Below are 16,117 nucleotides of genomic sequence, written 5' to 3'. Positions count from 1 at the left end.
GTCACAGGCCCGGGCCCGGCGGGGCCGGGGTGGTGCGGTGCGGCAGGTCGGGCCGGCCGGCTCTGGAGCAGGACGCCCCGCCTGTGATGGGGTGGCGCCATGAACGACTTCGAGACGATCAAGGTGCCGGAACATCTGCACGGGTATCCGGGGGTGGCGTTCGGCGGCTACGTGGCCGGCGTGCTGGCCGGGCGGGCGGCCGCGGAGGCGGTTCGGGTCGACTTCCGGCGGCCGGTGCCGACCGAGCAGCCGGTACGGCTGGCCGGCACCCCGGACGGCGGCTGCGAACTGAGGGCCGACGAGGTGGTGCTGGCGGCGGCGACCCCGGCCGCGGGCGGTGGTCAGGACGTGCCCGCCGCGCCGTCGTGGGAGGAGGCGCTCGCCGCGGCCGAGGCGTACCGGGCCGCGCCGCCGCCGGGGCAGGTCGACTGCTTCGGCTGCGGCCTGGACCGTACGCCCGACACCGGACTGCGCCTGCACTGCGGTGTGGTGCCGGGCCGCGACCTGGTCGCCACCGCCTGGACGCCCGGCCGGGACCTGGGCGGCGCGGACTCCCTGCTGCCGGACGAGCTGGTGTGGGGCGCGCTGGACTGCCCGGGCAACGCGGCCGGGCGCCTGCTGGACGGCCGGGCCGCCGGAGCGGTCACGGCCTCGCTGAGCGCCCGGCTGCTGCGTCCGGTGCCGGTGGGCGCGGCTCTCGTCTCGTACGCCTGGCTGCTGTCCAGCTCGGGCCGCAAGTACACCGTCGGCACGGCCCTGGCCACCGCGGACGGCGAACTGTGCGCCACGGCCGAGGCGTTGTGGGTGCAGCCCCGGAGCTAGGGTGTGTTGCGAAAGTCCCGCACGGTGCCCACGGCGCCCGGCACGCGCTCTCGCCGCACCGGCCAAAGCCCCGAGTACGCCCAGTACGAGGGTCTTCGTCCGGCACGCCGAGAGCACGCACCGGACACCGCGGGCACCACACAGGACTTTCGCAACACCCCCTAGAGCACGCCTCCGCCCCGCGTCCGGGCGGAGGCGCGCACCTGCCGGGAACCGGCAGGTCCCGGCCCCGCGTCACTCCGCAGGTCCGCATGATCGACTTCCGCTGGAGGACCCGCACATGACCGGCACGGCCGACCGCTACCTGTACCTCACCCGGCACGGCGAGGCCTCCTCGGACGAGACCGAGCTGACGGCGGCGGGCCGCCGCCAGGCCGCCCTGCTGGGTGAGCGCCTCCGTGGGGTCCCGCTGGCGGCGATCCACCACGGGCCCCTCCCCCGGGCCGAGCAGACCGCTCGGCTGGTCGGCGAACAGCTCGACGGGGTCCCGGTGCGGCGCAGCGCGGCCGCCGGCGACTACATCCCGTACCTCCCCGCCCGCGAGGAACTGCCCCCGGAGACGGCCGATGCCATGCTGCGGTTCCTGAACGGCTTCCCGGCCGAGGAGCGCGAGCAGGGCCCCGGGCTCGCCGCCGCGGCGCTCGCCGAGTTCACCGGCCCCGTCGCCGGCACCGAACCGCGCCACGAACTCCTCGTCACGCACAACTTCCTCGTCGGCTGGCTCGTCCGGGCCGCCCTCGACGCCCCGCAGTGGCGCTGGCTGGGCATCAATCACGCCAACGCGGCGCTGACGGTCATCCGCTACGCGCCCGGCCGGCCGCCGGCGGTCCTGCTCTTCAACGACACCGGCCACCTCCCCGCCGAGCTCCGCTGGACCGGCTTCCCGCCCGAGCTCCACGTCTGAGCCGGTGCGCGGAGCCCGTACGCGGGTCTGCACGGGAGGGCCGTAGGGTCGGCCCCGGGGCGGCAGGGCGCCGGGCCCGGAAGGGAGACGGCGTGAACGGGGCGGACGGCGTGAGCGCGGCCGACGGCGAGGCCGGCATGCGGATCGCGGCCATCGGGACCGAGCGGCTGCGCCTGGAGCCGCTCGCCGTGGAGCACGCGGAGGAGATGGCCGCGGTCCTCGGAGATCCGGCGCTGCACGCCTTCATCGGCGGTGCCCCGTACTCCCCCGAGGCTCTGAGCGAGCGGTACGTACGGCTGGTGGCAGGCTCCCCCGACCCCTCCGTGCTGTGGTGGAACTGGGTGATCCGCGTCCGCGAGGAGGACAGCCTGGCCGGCACGGTGCAGGCGACGGTGTCCCTCGCCGGCCCGGGGGTGGAGTGCGCGGCCGAGGTCGCCTGGGTGGTCGGGACGCCGTGGCAGGGCCGCGGGATCGCCGGCGAGGCGGCGCGCGGGCTGGTGGCGTGGCTGCGCGGGCAGGGCGTACGGACGGTCCGCGCCCACATCCATCCCGACCACCAGGCGTCCGCCGCCGTCGCCGCGGCCGCCGGCCTGGCACCCACCGCCCACGTGCACGAGGGCGAGATCGAGTGGGAGCTGCCCGGGCAGGCGTAGCCCGCGGGGCGACGGGCGGGTGCGGGCGGTGCGTCAGACGGCCGCCCGGGCGCAGGGCGGCGGGCCGCTGGACCCGCGGGGAGCGCGCGTGCCTCCCCGTGACCGGGTGGCAAGGAGGCGGGCGGGCGCTGTGAAAGGCTGCGGGCGTGATCTGGACAGCTGAACCGCCCGCGTGGCGGGACGTGGTGGGGGCCCTGCGGGAGGCCGCGGGGGCCGAGGAGAGCGTGCGGCTCGACGACGGGGCGACCGACGCGGAGATGGACGGCTGGGGCGTTGCGGTGCCCGACCCGGTCCGGGAGGTGTGCCGTCGGGCCGGGCTGCTGGCGGTCGGCGACCACGACGCGTTCGGAGCCCTGCACCCGGCCAACTCGGGGCGCCCGGGTGCCGGATGGCGGTGCGGCGACCCCGGTTCGTACCGCATCGTCCACACCAACGCGGGCGCCGAGACGTACTACGTGGACGTCGACCGCGAGACGGGGGCGTGGGGGCCGGTGTTCGGCTTCCGGGAGGGGCACGGTGCCGGACTGGTCGCACCCTCGTTCCAGCACTGGCTGGTCGGCGTGGCCGGTGTGGTGTGCTGCGCCGCCCGGTACCAGGAGCATTTCGGGGGCTTCGCCACGGCCTTCCTGAACTGGTTCACCGGTGACTTCGCCGACGCCGACGACGAGTTCCCCGAGGACGCACCCGAAGCGGTGGCGGCCGCACGCGAGCCGGGGACCGTCGGGGTCATGACCGTCGCGGAGGCGCTCGGGTCAGGCGATCCGGTGCTTGTGGACGCCGGCTCCCGGCTGCCTGAGCGGGCGCTGCTGGCCGACCTGCGTACGGCCTGCGGTCCGGTCGCTGTGCCGTTCGGGCGCAGCCCGGCGTGGCCGGGCGGGACACCCGTCTACCAGCGGTTCCACGGCGGGCTGATCCTGGCGGCGGTGGCCGCGGACTGACCGGCCGGGCACGCCCGGCCGGCGGTCGGCACGAAGAACCCGCCGAGGTGCCGGGGCGGCCGTAACCACCGGACGCGGGGGCGGCGTGACCGCCCTGGGGCGGCCCGGCGGGCCCGCCGGCCGCTCCCCCGCCCCGGGGAAGCGCGCATCCCGGCACCCGCCCCGGGTAGCCGCCCGGCATGCATACTCACCGCGCGAGGCACGTACACCGGGGAACACACCGTGGGGCACCGAGCGATCGCCGGAGCGGGCCGGGCCCCGTCCTGCGGGCCGTGCAACGGCTGGAGCGGTCGACCGCCCCGGACGGCCTGATCGGCGGGGTGCGCAAGGCCGTGCGGGCGCTGCCGCTGGGCGGCGCCCGCGACGTGCTGCACGGCGTCCCGCTGGGGCATCCGGCACACCCGCTGCTCGTGCAGGTGCCCATCGGGGCCTGGCTGTCGGCCGCCGTGCTGGACCTGGTGCCCGGGGAGGCCCGCGGGGCGCGCACGCTCATCGGGGTGGGGCTGGCATCGGCGGGCCCCGCCGCCCTCTCGGGCTGGACGGACTGGGCGGAGCTGCCGCCCGAGCAGGCCCGCGTGGGACTGGTCCACGCCCTGTCGAACACGGGCGCCGTCACCCTGTACGCCGCCTCGCTGGCGCACCGCGTGCGCGGCCGGACCGGCCGCGGCAAGCTCCTCGCGCTGGCCGGGCTGGCCTGCGTGAGCGTCGGCGGGGCCCTCGGCGGGCACCTCGCGTACCGCCAGGCGGCCGGGGCCAACCACGCCGAGGTGGTGCCGCACCTGGTGGGGCCGGGCTGGCACCGGCTGGGCCCGGTGGCGGCCTTCCCGGCGGGCAGGGCCGTACGGGCCTCCGTCGACGGGGTGGACGTGCTGGCCGTGCGGGAGGCCGGCGGCGAGGTGCACGTGCTGGCCGACCGCTGCGCCCACATGGGCGGGCCCCTGTCGGAGGGCGAGGTGTCCGACGGCTGCGTCCGCTGCCCGTGGCACGGGAGCGTCTTCCGGCTGGCCGACGGGTGGAACGTACGCGGTCCGGCCACGGCTCCGCAGCCCTCGTTCGAGACCCGACTCGTGGACGGGTTCGTCGAGGCCCGGCTGCGCCAGGAGTCGTGAAGGAGCTTCCGCCTGGGGCGACTTGCACTCGCGGCTTGCATTCAGGGCTTGAAGTGTGTGCCGCCCGCGCCGCACACGAAAGAAGCACAAATATGGCATGAATTCGGGCTAACCACCCCTCCGGCAGGTTGCCGGATCGTTAAGAATCAATAGCTTGACGGCGGTTCCGCAGCGGAGTTGACTGCCTCCACTTCGGCCACGAAAGACATGGCCCTTCGGAGAGGTTCACCACGTGCACGCACATCGCCTTCGCATCGCCGCCGCCGTCTGCGCCGCCGCAGTGGGGGCCACCGCCCTCGCCGGGTGCGGCTCGGACTCCGGCGGCGGCGCGGACGAGCGCCACAGCCGCGGTGCGATCAAGGTGGGCCTCCTCCTGCCCGAGACGGAGACGGCGCGTTACGAGCGGTTCGACAGGCCGCTGATCGAGAAGAAGGTCGACCGGATGACCTTCGGCAAGGGCAAGGTGGTCTACGCCAACGCCGAGGGCGACGCGGCCCGGCAGGACAGCCAGGTGGACGAGATGATCGCCGCGAAGGTCGACGTGCTGATCATCGACCCGGTGAACGCCAAGTCGGTGGCCGGGGCCGTGAAGCGGGCGAAGGACGCCGGCATACCGGTGATCGCCTACGACCGCCTCGCGGAGGGACCCGTCGACGTGTACACCTCGTTCGACAACGAGGACGTCGGCAAGGTGCAGGGCCAGGGGCTGCTGGACGCCCTCGGCGACAAGGCCGGCAGCGGTCGGATCGTGATGGTCAACGGAGCGGTCACCGACCCGAACGCCGCCGCGTTCAAGTCCGGGGCGCGTTCGGTGCTCGACGGCAAGGTCACGGTCGGCAAGGAGTACGACACCGCCGACTGGAAGCCGGAGAACGCCAAGGCCCACATGCAGTCCGCCATCGCCGCGCTCGGCAAGGACGGCATCGTCGGCGTCTACTCGGCGAACGACGGGATGGCCGGCGGCATCATCTCCGCCCTCAAGGCCGCCGGCGTGAGCCCGCTGCCCCCGGTGACCGGCCAGGACGCGGAGCTGGCGGGCGTCCAGCGGATCCTGCTGGGCGAGCAGTACATGAGCGTCTACAAGCCGTACGTCGCCGAGGCCTCGGCCGCGGCGGAGCTGGCCGTCCTGCTCGCCGAGGGGCAGAAGTTCGACGGGATGATCAACCAGATGGTCGGCAGCGCGGGCGGCCGGCGGGTTCCGGCGGTGCTGGTGCCGGGCATCTCCGTGACCCGTGACACCGTGCAGAGCACGGTCGTCAGCGACGGCATCTACACGGTCGACGAGATCTGCACGACCCCGCGGCTCAAGGCCGCCTGCGCCGAGGCCGGCCTGGAGTAGCCGGACCCGCGCCCGCGGGCCACCGCCGGGGAGTGGCCCGCGGGCGCGGGGCCGGTTCGGCCTCCGGGTGCGCCGCAGCGGGAGGCCGCTGCGGCGCGGTCGAGGGAACGCCGCCTAGCAGAGGGAAAACGCCTCGCGCTCCGAATATCGGACGGCCAGGGTGGGGGCATGTCCACGTTCCGCGTCACCGCAGAAGTCCTGACCGTCCACGCGCATCCCGACGCCGACGCCCTCGAACTCGCCCAAGTGGGCCTGTACCGGGCCGTGGTGGCGAAGGGCCGGTTCCGCACCGGCGACGTCGCCCTGTACATACCCGAGCAGGCGGTGCTCCCGGACGCGCTGATCGAGGAGCTGGGGCTCACCGGCCGGCTGGCCGGCGGGGCCGCCAACCGGGTCAAGGCGGTCCGGCTGCGCGGGGAGCTGTCCCAGGGGCTGGTCTGCGTACCGGCCGCCGTCGCCGGCACCGACCTGCACCGGGCGGCCGCGGAGGGCGAGGACTTCGCCGAACTGCTGGGCGTCACCAAGTGGGTGCCCCCGGTGCCGACCACGATGAGCGGCGACGTGGAGTCCGCACCCGACCTGCTGCCCTGGGTCGACATCGAGAACCTGCAGCGGTACCCGCACATCTTCGAGCCCGGCGAGCCCGTCGTGCTGACCGAGAAGCTGCACGGGACGGCCTGCCTGCTCACCTTCCTGGCGGCGGACGGCCGCGTGCTGGTCTCCTCCAAGGGGTTCGGATCGCGCGGTCTGGCGCTCAAGGAGGCGGAGGGCAACGTCTACTGGCGCGCCGTGCGGGGACACGGGGTCGCGGAGGCCGCCGCCCGGCTGGCCGAGCGGCTCGGCGCCACCCGGGTCGGGATCTTCGGCGAGGTCTTCGGCGCGGGCGTCCAGGACCTCGCGTACGGGTCCGACGCCCGGACCACCGGGCCCGGCTACGCCGTCTTCGACGTGTCCGCCGACATCGGCGGCGAGGTCCGCTGGCTGGACCCCGCCGAGGTGCTCGACGGCGAACTGCCGCTGGTCCCGCGGCTCTACGAGGGTCCGTACGACCAGGCCACGGTGCTCGCGGCGGCCACCGGGCGCGAGACGGTCTCCGGCCGGGAACTGCACGTCCGCGAGGGCGTGGTGGTGCGTCCGGCCGCCGAGCGCTACAGCCCGGTGACGGGCGGGCGGGCCATCGCCAAGGCGGTCAGCCCGGCCTACCTGACCCGCAAGGGCGGCACCGAGTACGAGTGACCTGCGCCCGCCGAACCTGGGGGCGCACCGGCAGCGCGGCGCGGTCGGGCGGCCTTAAACCGCCGCCCGGTCGTGCCCGAAAGGTGACTGTCCGCCAAGTCCGGATATCGGATACCAATGTCCTGCTTCCCGGATGACGCGCCGCCGACCGTCGGTGGCCGCTCCGGTCTGCCAAGAAGGGGACGTCCGTGATCCGCACCCGCTCCGCATCCGCCCTCGCCGCCCTGGCCTGTGCCGCCCTCGCGCTCACCGCGAGCCCCGCCTCGGCGGCGCCCGGCGACACGCTCAACATGTGCTCCAGCACGCTCACCCCGGCCGGCTGGGTGGACGTGCAGTGGTGGAACAGCAGCGGCTGCGGCACCGGCTTCAACCCCAACACCAAGCAGATAAAGGACCTGACCGGCTACCCGGTCGGTACCCAGGTCAACGCCTGCGCCTCCACCTGGCCGCCCGCCGGCTGGACGATCACCAGCTCGTACTACTCCAGCGGCTGCCGCTACTCCTCGGTGCCCAGCTTCAGCGCCAACACCTGGACGCTCAAGCGCACCTCCTGACCGCGGGACGCCCCGCCGGCCGCTGACCGGCCGGCGGGGCGTCCGTCTCTGCGGGACGCGGTCGTCAGGGGTAGGAGACGACCGTCGAGGGGACGGTGGAGGTGCCGGAGGTGGGGGCACCGGTGTCGTTGACGACGTGGTCGTACTGGCCGTTGCCGCCGAGGGAGACGGTCAGCAGACTGTGGAAGCGCACGCCGGGCCTGACCGGGGCGCGGAAGCCGTGGGCCTGCCGGATGGTCGGGTCGACGTTGTAGTAGCAGTAGCTGCCGAGGCCCCAGGCCTCGTGGGTGGTCACCGAGTCGTCGACGCGGTAGGCGGCATAGCCCTTCACGGAGCCGTTCTGGATGGCGGCCTGGTCGGGGGCGTCGTAGGCCTTCTCGTTCTGGAAGAAGACCGTGCGGCCGCGCTCGCCGTACCACTCGACGTCGTACTTGTTGAAGTGCTCGACGAACAGGCCGGTGGCCAGGACGTCGTCGCCGTTGACGCGCACGCCGTAGTCGGCGCGGTTGGTCTCCCAGCCGACGCCGTCGCCGTGGTCCGCGCGCCAGACCCAGGTGTGGTCGATGATCGTGTCGTCGCTGTTGACCACCATCGAGGTGGTGGCCTTGCCGGGGCCGGCGCCGCCGATGCGGAGGTAGACGTCCTGCACGGTGACCGGGTCGGCGGAGTGGTCGGCGGAAGCGCCCTGCGGGCCGATCTCCAGCAGGGTGGGCGAGTTGACGGGTCCGGCGTCGATGAGGAACCCGGCGAGGCGCACGCCGTCGACGTCGGCGACGCGCATCGCGGTGACCCCGTTGTCCGGGATGATCGTGGCGAGGCCGAGGCCGAGCACGACGGTGCCGGGGCGGTTGATCTCGACCGTGCGGTCCACGTGGTAGACGCCGGGGGTGAAGAGCAGGTGGAGGCCCTGGGCGACGGCCTGGTTCATGGTCGCCGCGGTGGTGCCGGGCCGCACGACGTAGAACCGGCTCAGCGGGACCGAGGTGCCCGCGAGGGTGCCGCCGGCCCAGCTGACGCCGCGGGCGCCGGTGCGCTTGGCCGGCACGAACACCTTGAACTCGCCGCCCTCGTAGTGCAGGAACGGCTTCTCGCGGGAGACCGGCGTGGTGGCGAGGGTGGTGTAGCGGGGCTCGGGGAAGGAGTTCGCGGGTGCGCCCTCGACGCCGGAGAAGACCTGGTTCCACACGCTGTTGGACCAGCCGCCGATGGAGCTGTCGCGGGTGTACCACTGCTGCTGCGAGTAGTTGCCGACCTGGCCGTCGATCCGGGAGTCGGCGATGTAGCCGCCGCTGGCCCAGCCGTACCCGTCGGGCGAGAGGTTCAGGCCGCCCTTGACGTGCATCCGGCGGAAGGACGAGGCCTGTGAGACGGCCCACCGGTCGGTCCCGTTGACCGGGTTGAGGGCCAGGTTCTCGGCGGAGCGCCAGAAGTTCTGCGTGGCGTTGCCGCCGAACCAGCCGGCGTCCACGGTGACGTCGCCGTTGATGAGGGTGTCGTCGGGCCGCAGGCCGAGGCCGGCGATCTGGGTGTAGAAGCCGATCTGGGCGTTCAGGCCGTGGTAGGTGCCGGGCTTGAAGAGGAAGGCGTGCCGGCCGGTGCCGAACTGGGCCGCCTCCTGCTGCCGGAAGACGGCGTCGAGCTTGCCCTGGATGTCCGGGGTCGCGGGATCGATGACGTGCACGTTGGGCCCGAGGTCGCCGCCGCCGGGCAGCGTCGGACCGCCGTCGGGGGTGCCGTACACCTGGAACTCCCAGAGCGAGTAGCCCCATCCGGTGGCGCGGGTGGTGCCGGTGAGGCGGACGTGGCGGGCGGTGCCGGACAGCGGGACGGTCTCGTTGCCGCCGGTGCCAGTGGCGGTGCTGTAGGCGGTGGTCCAGTCGGCGCCGTTGAGCGAGGTCTCGATGCGGTACGCCTTTCCGTACGCGGTCTCCCAGCGCAGGGCGGCGTGGTCGAGGAGGGCGGGGGCGCCGAGGTCCACCTGGAGCCACTGGGGGTCGGCGAAGGCGCTGGACCAGCGGGTGCCGGGGTCGCCGTCCACCGCAGCGGCCACGGGGGTGCCGGCGTGCTCGGTGCTGGAGGCCGTGACGGGCCTCCCCTGAGAGAGCAGGACGGGGGCGGCCGCGGCCGGTGGGGCGGGGGCCAGGGCCAGCAGGGCCCCGAGGAGTGCGGTGACCAGGCCGGCCGCCAGGGGGCGGCGGTCGGGGCCCGGGCGGGTCCGACCGCCGGCGAACGCGGAGTGGGGGCGGCCGCGGCCCGGCGGGGCCGAGATTCCTAGCATGCGCATGACAGACGACACTGCGGCTCTCTCCTTCTCGGAGGTGGGGGGATGTGCGGTCAGTCCGCCTGTGCGCGGTGCCGGCGGACGATGTCGGCGTACCTGAGGCCGCTGGACTTCAGGGTGCGGCGCTGCGTCGCGTAGTCCACGTGGACGAGGCCGAAGCGCTTGGCGTACCCGTACGCCCACTCGAAGTTGTCCAGCAGGGACCAGGCGTAATAGCCGGCCAGGGGGGCGCCCCTGCGGACCGCGCGGGCGCAGGCCGCGATGTGGTCCTCCAGGTAGGCGGCGCGCTCCGGGTCGTCGACCGATCCGTCCGGGGCGGGGCGGTCGTCGAAGGCGGAGCCGTTCTCGGTGACGTACAGGCGGCGGACGCCGTACTCCTCGGTGAGCCTGAGCAGCAGCGACTCCAGGCCCGCCGGATCGACAGGCCAGTCCATGGCCGTGCGCGGCAGGCCGGGCTGCCGGACGTCGCGGGCGTGCGGGACCGGGCCCGCGGGGTCGTCCTCGACGGTCACCGGGAAGTAGTAGTTGACGCCGTGCCAGTCCAGCGAGGCCGCGATGACGGCCGCGTCGCCGGGGTGTTCCGGCAGGTCGACGCGGTACAGCTCGCGCATGTCGGCCGGGAAGCCACGGCCGTACACCGGGTCGAGGAACCAGCGGTTGACGTGGCCGTCCACCCGGTTCGCGGCGGCCACGTCCTCGGGGCGCGCGGAGGCGGGGGCCACGGTGGAGTGGTTGGTGACCAGGCCGATGCTCGCGGCGGGGGCGGCCGCGCGGACCGCGGCGACGGCGAGGCCGTGCCCGAGGAGCAGGTGGTAGGAGGCGCGCACGGCGGCGGCGAGATCGGTGAGCCCGGGGGCCATCCGGCCTTCCAGGTGTCCGATCCAGGCGGAGCAGAGGGGTTCGTTGAGCGTGGCCCACTGGGTGACCCGGTCGCCGAGGCGGGCGGCGACCCGGCCGGCGTACGCGGCGAAGTGCTCGGCGGTCTCCCGCACGGTCCAGCCGCCACGGTCCTGGAGGGCCTGGGGCAGGTCCCAGTGGTACAGCGTGGCGGACGGCGTGATGCCGGCGTCGAGGAGGGCGTCCACCAGGCGGTCGTAGAAGTCGAGTCCGGCGGGGTTGAGGGGGCCGTCGCCGGCGGGCAGGATCCGCGGCCAGGCGATCGAGAAGCGGTAGGCGTCCGTGCCGAGGCGGCGCATCAGGGCGATGTCCTCGGGCCAGCGGTGGTAGTGGTCGCAGGCGGTGTCCCCGTGGTCGCCGTTGTCGACGGCGCCGGGCGTGTGGGAGAAGGTGTCCCAGATCGACGGGCCCCGGCCGTCGGCGGTGACGGCGCCCTCGATCTGGTACGCGGAGGTGGCGGTGCCCCAGGAGAAGCCGGGCGGGAAGGCCGCGAGGTCGAGTGCGGGAGCGGTGGCGGGTGCGGTCACGGGGGCCTCTCGGATGACGGGGCGTTCGGCGGGGGTCATTTGACGGCACCGGCGGTCAGGCCGGTGACGAGGTAGCGCTGGAGCAGCAGGAAGCCGGCGACGACGGGCACGCTGACGACGAGCGAGGCGGCCATGATCTGGTTCCAGTAGACGTCGTTCTGCGTGGCGTAGCCCTGGAGGCCGACGGCGAGGGTGCGGGTGGTGTCGTTGGTCATGACGGAGGCGAACAGCACCTCGCCCCAGGCGGTCATGAAGGCGTACACGGCGACGGCGACGATCCCGGGGACGGCGGCCGGGACGATCACCCGGAAGAGGGCGCCGAGCGGGCCGCAGCCGTCGACCCTGGCGGCCTCGTCGAGGTCGCGCGGGATGGAGTCGAAGTACCCGATGAGCATCCAGATGGAGAAGGGCAGGGAGAACGTCAGGTAGGTGAGGACCAGGCCGCCGCGGGAGCCGAACAGGGCGATCCCGGTGGCATTGCCGATGTTGACGTAGAGGAGGAAGAGCGGCAGCAGGAAGAGGACGCCGGGGAACATCTGCGTCGACAGGACGGTGACCGTGAACACGCGGCGGCCGCGGAAGGCGTGGCGGCTGACGGCGTACGCGGCGAGGACCGCGACCGTCACGGAGCAGACGGTCGCCAGCCCCGCCACCACCAGGGAGTTCACGAAGTAGTCGGCGAGCGGCACCGTGCGCCAGATGTCGAGGTACGGGCGGGCGGTGAGCCCGGAGGGCAGCCACCGGAACTTCCCCGACACGTCCTCCAGCGGCTTGAGGGAGCTGGAGGCCATCACGTAGACCGGCAGGAGCACGAAGCCGGTGAGCAGGGTGAGGAAGACCCGGCGGGCCCAGAGGAAGCCGCGGGGCGGTGCCATGGGCGACCGCGCGGTCCGGGGGGTGAGGCCTGCGATCTGCGGGCCGGAGATCTGCGGGCTGGACATCGGCGGGCTAGACATCGGCGGAGTTCCTCCCCCGGGTGGTGAGCAGCAGGTACCCGCCCGTGACGAGCAGCAGGAACAGCAGGAGCAGCACGGACATGGCCGACCCGGTGCCGAAGTTCCAGGTCTGGAACGAGGACTGGTAGATGTGCAGCGAGATCAGGTCGGCGGCCTCCGGGGCGGCCCTGCCGAAGAGCACGAACGGCGTGTTGAAGTCGTTGAAGGTCCAGAGGAAGAGGACGAGCACGAGGACCTGGTTGACCGGCCTGAGGGCGGGCAGCGTGACGTGCCGGACCTGCCGCCACACGCCGGCCCCGTCCAGGGCGGCCGCCTCGTACGGCTCGCGGGGGATGTTCTGCAGGCCGGCCATGACGATCAGGAAGGCGAAGGGCCAGCCCTTCCAGACCGAGACGGCCAGCAGGGCCCAGAAGCTGTTGTCGCCGATCAGCCAGAAGGCCGGGCCGTCGCCGATGCCGAGCTGGTCGTGGAGCACGTGGTTCACCAGGCCGTTGTCCCGCTGGAACATGAAGGCCCAGGTGATGACGGCTGCGTAGACGGGCAGGGCGTACGGGACGAGGAACAGGGCGCGCAGCAGGCCCCGGCCGCGGAAGGAGTCCTGGAGGAAGAGCGCGGCGGCGGTGCCCAGCAGCCAGCACACGGCGACCGAGGACAGGGTGAACACGCACGTCGTGGCGAAGGACCGGAGGAGTGCGGCGCCGACGGGGGCGTCGAAGTCCACGGAGACGGCGTAGTTGTCGAGGCCGGCCCAGGGCGCGCCGCTCCAGTGCGCGATGTGGAACTGGGTCAGCTCCCGGAAACTCATGACGATGCCGATGAGCATCGGCACGAGGTGGACGAGGAGTTCGAGCAGCAGGGCGGGCAGCAGGAGCAGGTAGGGCAGCGGTACGCGGCGCCCGCGCCGGGGGCGGCGCGCGGGGTGCGCCGCCCGGGGCCCGCCCGCCCGCACCGCCGGCCCGCCGGCGGGTGAAGTGGCGGTGGTGGTCATCGCGGTGTCCGTCACTGGTTCGGCATCTGCTGCTGGGCCTTGTGGAGCCTGGCCCGGACCGAGGCGGTGGTGACGGGGCGGCCGGCCGCCGCGTCGGCGAAGAGTTCCTTGACCGCGGTGCCCACGACGGTCTCGAACTGCGATTCCTCGGGGATCTGCGGGAGCGGGACGGCGCTGGTGGCCAGGGTGTCGCGGATGACGGCGAGCGAGGGGGTGGCGAAGGCGGGGTCCGCCTGGGCGCTCTTGACCGGCGGCATGGATCCGTAGGCCTTGTTGAGGGTCTTCTGCTCCTCGTCGCTGGTCATGAAATTGACGAACCGGAGGGCGCCGTCGAGGTTCTTCGTGTTCCGGAAGACGGCCATGTTGATGCCCGCGACCATGGAGTTGACCGAGGTTCCCCGGCCGGGGGTGCCGGCCGGGACGGGCGCGGGCGCCACGCCCCACTCGTCCTCGGTCATGCCCTGGGAGGCGAAGGTGGCGGAGGGGGTCTGCCACAGGACCATGGCGGTGCGGTCCTTGGCGAAGTCGCTGAGGGACTGGTTCTGGGCGTACTCGGCGTTGCCGGGGGCGACCAGCTTGTGGGCGGCCATCAGGTCGACGTACTGCTTCACCGCGGCGACGGCGCCGTCGGAGGTGAAGTCGGCCCTGCCGTCGGGGGTGAAGAAGTCGGCGCCGTGCTGTTTGCCGAGTACGAACACCTGGTGGATGTTGTTCGAGAGGTTGCCGCCCTCGACACCGATGGCGGAGCCGCCCTTCGCGGTGAGCCGCTTGCCGGTGGCGACGAGTTCGTCCCAGGTGGCGGGCGGCTTGGCGATGCCGGCCTGCCGGAACATCTCCTTGTTGTAGTAGAGGGCGTAGGCCATGGAGTAGAGCGGGACCGCCGCGGGGTCCTTGCCCTGGGCTCCGGTGGAGCCGAGCGCCGACTCGACGAAGCGGTCGCGGCCGCCGATCTTCGCGAAGGCCTTGTCGTCCCAGGGCAGCAGGGCGCCGCCTGCCTGGAGGGACGCGCTCCAGGTGTTGCCGATGTTGAGTACGTCGGGGCCCTGGCCGGAGGTGGTGGCGGTGAGGATCCGGTTGAGCAGGTCGGACCAGGGGACGACCTCCAGCTTCACCTTGATGCCGGTCTGCTGCTCGAAGCGGTCGAGCTCGGGCTGGAGGACCTTCTTGTCGGCCTCGATGCTCGCGCCCTGGTTGGAGGCCCAGTAGGTCAGGGTCTTCCCCCCGTCCCCGCCGGACCCGGAGGCGCCGGTGGTGCCGCCGCCGCAGGCGGTGGCGGCGAACGTGAGGGAGAGGGCGACGACGCCGGTGAGGGCGGCTCTGATCCTGCTTCTGCGCATGGCTCGTCGGAACCTTTCGGAACGTGGGTGACGGGGGTGCGGGTGCCGGACGGCGACTTAATTTAGGACGTGAGTTAAATCGCAAGAGAAGGTCGCGTCAAGGGTCCTGACAGCGGTATCGTGCAAGCAGGGAAGCGGCGGCCAACGGCGGCCGGCGGCGATTCAGGGGGCAGGGTTGGAAGCGAGAAGCGGCCGGACGGTTCGTGACCTGCGCCGGGAGAACCGCACGGCGGTGCTCCGGCGGCTGTACTTCGACGGTCCGCTGAGCCGCTTCTCCCTCGGGCCCGCCACGGGGCTGAGCTCCGGCTCGGTGAGCAACGTGGTCGCCGAGCTGGTGGCCGACGGCCTGGTGGAGGAGGCCGGCAGCGTGGACTCCGCGGGCGGCAGGCCCCGCACCCTCCTGCGGGTCAGCCCCGCCGGCGGCAGCATGATCGGGGTGGACGTGGGCGAGACCCGCATCCGGATCGAGCTGTTCGACCTGGCCCTCACGGAGCTGGCCCGGGTGGAGCGCCCCCTGGCCGCCGCCGGGCCGCGTGAGCACGACCCGTACGAGGTCTCGGTGGTCGTGGACCACATCCGCGCCGGCATCGCCGAGGTGCTGGCGACGGCCGGGGTGCCGGCCGGACGGCTGCTCGGCGTGGGCGTCGGCGTCCCGGGCATCGTGGAACACACCGCGCAGGACGGCACCGTGGTGCACGGCCAGACCGTCGGCTGGGACGCCGTACCGCTGGAACGGCTGCTGCGGGAGGCGGTCGAGCTGCCGCCGGAGGTGCCGTTCTGCATCGACAACGGCGCGAAGACGCTCGGCCAGGCCGAGATGTGGTTCGGCGCCGGGCGCGGCGCGGGCAACGCGGTGTTCGTGCTGTTCGGGTCGGGCGTGGGCGCGTGCGTGGTCACCGAGGACATGGGCCCCGGGCGGGCCGTCGAGTGGGGCCACCTGACCGTACGGGTACGGGGGCGGCGGTGCCGCTGCGGGGCCCGCGGCTGCCTGGAGGCTTACGCGGGGGCCGAGGCGCTTCTGGAGCGGTGGCGCGAGGCGGGCGGCAATCCCCCGCCCGGCGCGAACCAGGAGACCGCCCTCGCGGCCCTGCTGGCGGCGGCCTACCCGGAGGGCGCCGAGGCCGGCGGCGGAGCGGAGGACGGACTCGGGCCGGAGACCGGATCCGTGGCCGGCGGCGATCCGGAGGCCGCGGCGGCGGCCGTGCTGGAGGAGACGGCCGAGTACCTGGGAGCCGGCTTCGCGGACCTGATCAACCTCTTCCAGCCGGACCGCATCCTGGTCGGCGGCTGGGCGGGCCTCCAGCTCGGCACGCGCTTCCTGGACCGGGTGAAGGAGTATGCCGCGGCGAACGCGCTGCGCTTCCCGGCCTCCCGCGCCTCCATCGGCCTGGGCACGCTGGGCCCGGACGCGGTCACGATCGGCGCCGCGATCCAGCCCCTGGCGGACTTCTTCGCCCGCGGCGGCCGCCGCCCGGAAGCCCGCCCCGAAACCCCGGCCCCGGACTGGCAGTCGGCGGTCCGCAACCGCACGGGCTCCTGACGGCTGCGGCAGGGCGGCTCAATTCGGTTGCCCCGC

Annotated in this window: 14 protein-coding genes; 9 read left to right on the top strand and 5 right to left on the bottom strand. The window is 73.7% G+C overall.

The window, feature by feature from the left end:
• Positions 1-99: 99 nt before the first annotated feature.
• The 8 genes from ACIF6F_RS08140 to ACIF6F_RS08105 all read left to right on the top strand — a co-directional run bounded on the left by ACIF6F_RS08140 (position 100) and on the right by ACIF6F_RS08105 (position 7,555).
• Positions 100-822, top strand: coding sequence for a PaaI family thioesterase (locus ACIF6F_RS08140; RefSeq protein WP_399942926.1), 723 nt, complete (start codon positions 100-102; stop codon positions 820-822).
• 280 nt (positions 823-1,102) lie between these two features.
• Positions 1,103-1,726 (top strand): histidine phosphatase family protein, encoded by a 624-nt coding sequence (locus tag ACIF6F_RS08135; RefSeq protein WP_399942924.1) that lies wholly within the window; start codon positions 1,103-1,105, stop codon positions 1,724-1,726.
• Positions 1,727-1,863: 137 nt separating this feature from the next.
• Positions 1,864-2,379, top strand: coding sequence for a GNAT family N-acetyltransferase (locus tag ACIF6F_RS08130; protein ID WP_399943472.1), 516 nt, complete (start codon positions 1,864-1,866; stop codon positions 2,377-2,379).
• Positions 2,380-2,525: 146 nt separating this feature from the next.
• Positions 2,526-3,317, top strand: a complete 792-nt coding sequence (locus tag ACIF6F_RS08125) for a hypothetical protein (protein ID WP_399942921.1) — start codon at positions 2,526-2,528, stop codon at positions 3,315-3,317.
• A 179-nt stretch (positions 3,318-3,496) separates the two neighbouring features.
• Positions 3,497-4,426, top strand: coding sequence for a Rieske 2Fe-2S domain-containing protein (locus ACIF6F_RS08120; RefSeq protein ID WP_399942920.1), 930 nt, complete (start codon positions 3,497-3,499; stop codon positions 4,424-4,426).
• A 232-nt stretch (positions 4,427-4,658) separates the two neighbouring features.
• Positions 4,659-5,765: a sugar ABC transporter substrate-binding protein gene (locus ACIF6F_RS08115; protein WP_399942917.1), complete on the top strand. Its 1,107-nt coding sequence runs from the start codon at positions 4,659-4,661 to the stop codon at positions 5,763-5,765.
• A gap of 168 nt (positions 5,766-5,933) precedes the next feature.
• A complete protein-coding gene (locus tag ACIF6F_RS08110; protein WP_399942914.1) occupies positions 5,934-7,001 on the top strand; it encodes an RNA ligase (ATP) in 1,068 nt (355 codons plus the stop codon).
• A gap of 188 nt (positions 7,002-7,189) precedes the next feature.
• The gene (locus ACIF6F_RS08105; protein WP_399942911.1) at positions 7,190-7,555 is read left to right on the top strand and encodes a hypothetical protein; all 366 of its coding nucleotides are present in this window, start codon (positions 7,190-7,192) and stop codon (positions 7,553-7,555) included.
• 64 nt (positions 7,556-7,619) lie between these two features.
• Here the strand turns inward: ACIF6F_RS08105 and ACIF6F_RS08100 are convergent, their stop codons facing one another.
• The 5 genes from ACIF6F_RS08100 to ACIF6F_RS08080 all read right to left on the bottom strand — a co-directional run bounded on the left by ACIF6F_RS08100 (position 7,620) and on the right by ACIF6F_RS08080 (position 14,541).
• Entirely contained in the window at positions 7,620-9,833 is a 2,214-nt protein-coding gene (locus ACIF6F_RS08100; RefSeq protein WP_399943469.1) for a discoidin domain-containing protein, read from the bottom strand.
• A gap of 56 nt (positions 9,834-9,889) precedes the next feature.
• Positions 9,890-11,299: a GH1 family beta-glucosidase gene (locus ACIF6F_RS08095; RefSeq protein ID WP_399942908.1), complete on the bottom strand. Its 1,410-nt coding sequence runs from the start codon at positions 11,297-11,299 to the stop codon at positions 9,890-9,892.
• Entirely contained in the window at positions 11,296-12,135 is an 840-nt protein-coding gene (locus ACIF6F_RS08090) for a carbohydrate ABC transporter permease (protein WP_399943466.1), read from the bottom strand. Before ACIF6F_RS08090 ends, ACIF6F_RS08095 begins: the two co-directional genes overlap by 4 nt.
• 73 nt (positions 12,136-12,208) lie before the next feature.
• Positions 12,209-13,204 (bottom strand): carbohydrate ABC transporter permease, encoded by a 996-nt coding sequence (locus ACIF6F_RS08085; RefSeq protein WP_399942905.1) that lies wholly within the window; start codon positions 13,202-13,204, stop codon positions 12,209-12,211.
• Between the two features lie 11 nt (positions 13,205-13,215).
• Positions 13,216-14,541, bottom strand: coding sequence for an extracellular solute-binding protein (locus ACIF6F_RS08080; RefSeq protein ID WP_399942902.1), 1,326 nt, complete (start codon positions 14,539-14,541; stop codon positions 13,216-13,218).
• Positions 14,542-14,716: 175 nt separating this feature from the next.
• On the opposite strand from ACIF6F_RS08080, the gene ACIF6F_RS08075 reads away from it, so the two are divergent.
• Positions 14,717-16,081 (top strand): ROK family protein, encoded by a 1,365-nt coding sequence (locus ACIF6F_RS08075; RefSeq protein ID WP_399942900.1) that lies wholly within the window; start codon positions 14,717-14,719, stop codon positions 16,079-16,081.
• Positions 16,082-16,117 lie beyond the last annotated feature (36 nt).

Origin of the sequence: Streptomyces sp. NPDC086023, assembly GCF_044540325.1 — a bacterium.
GTDB lineage: Bacteria > Actinomycetota > Actinomycetes > Streptomycetales > Streptomycetaceae > Streptomyces.
This window is presented reverse-complemented; position numbering and strand designations above follow the sequence as displayed.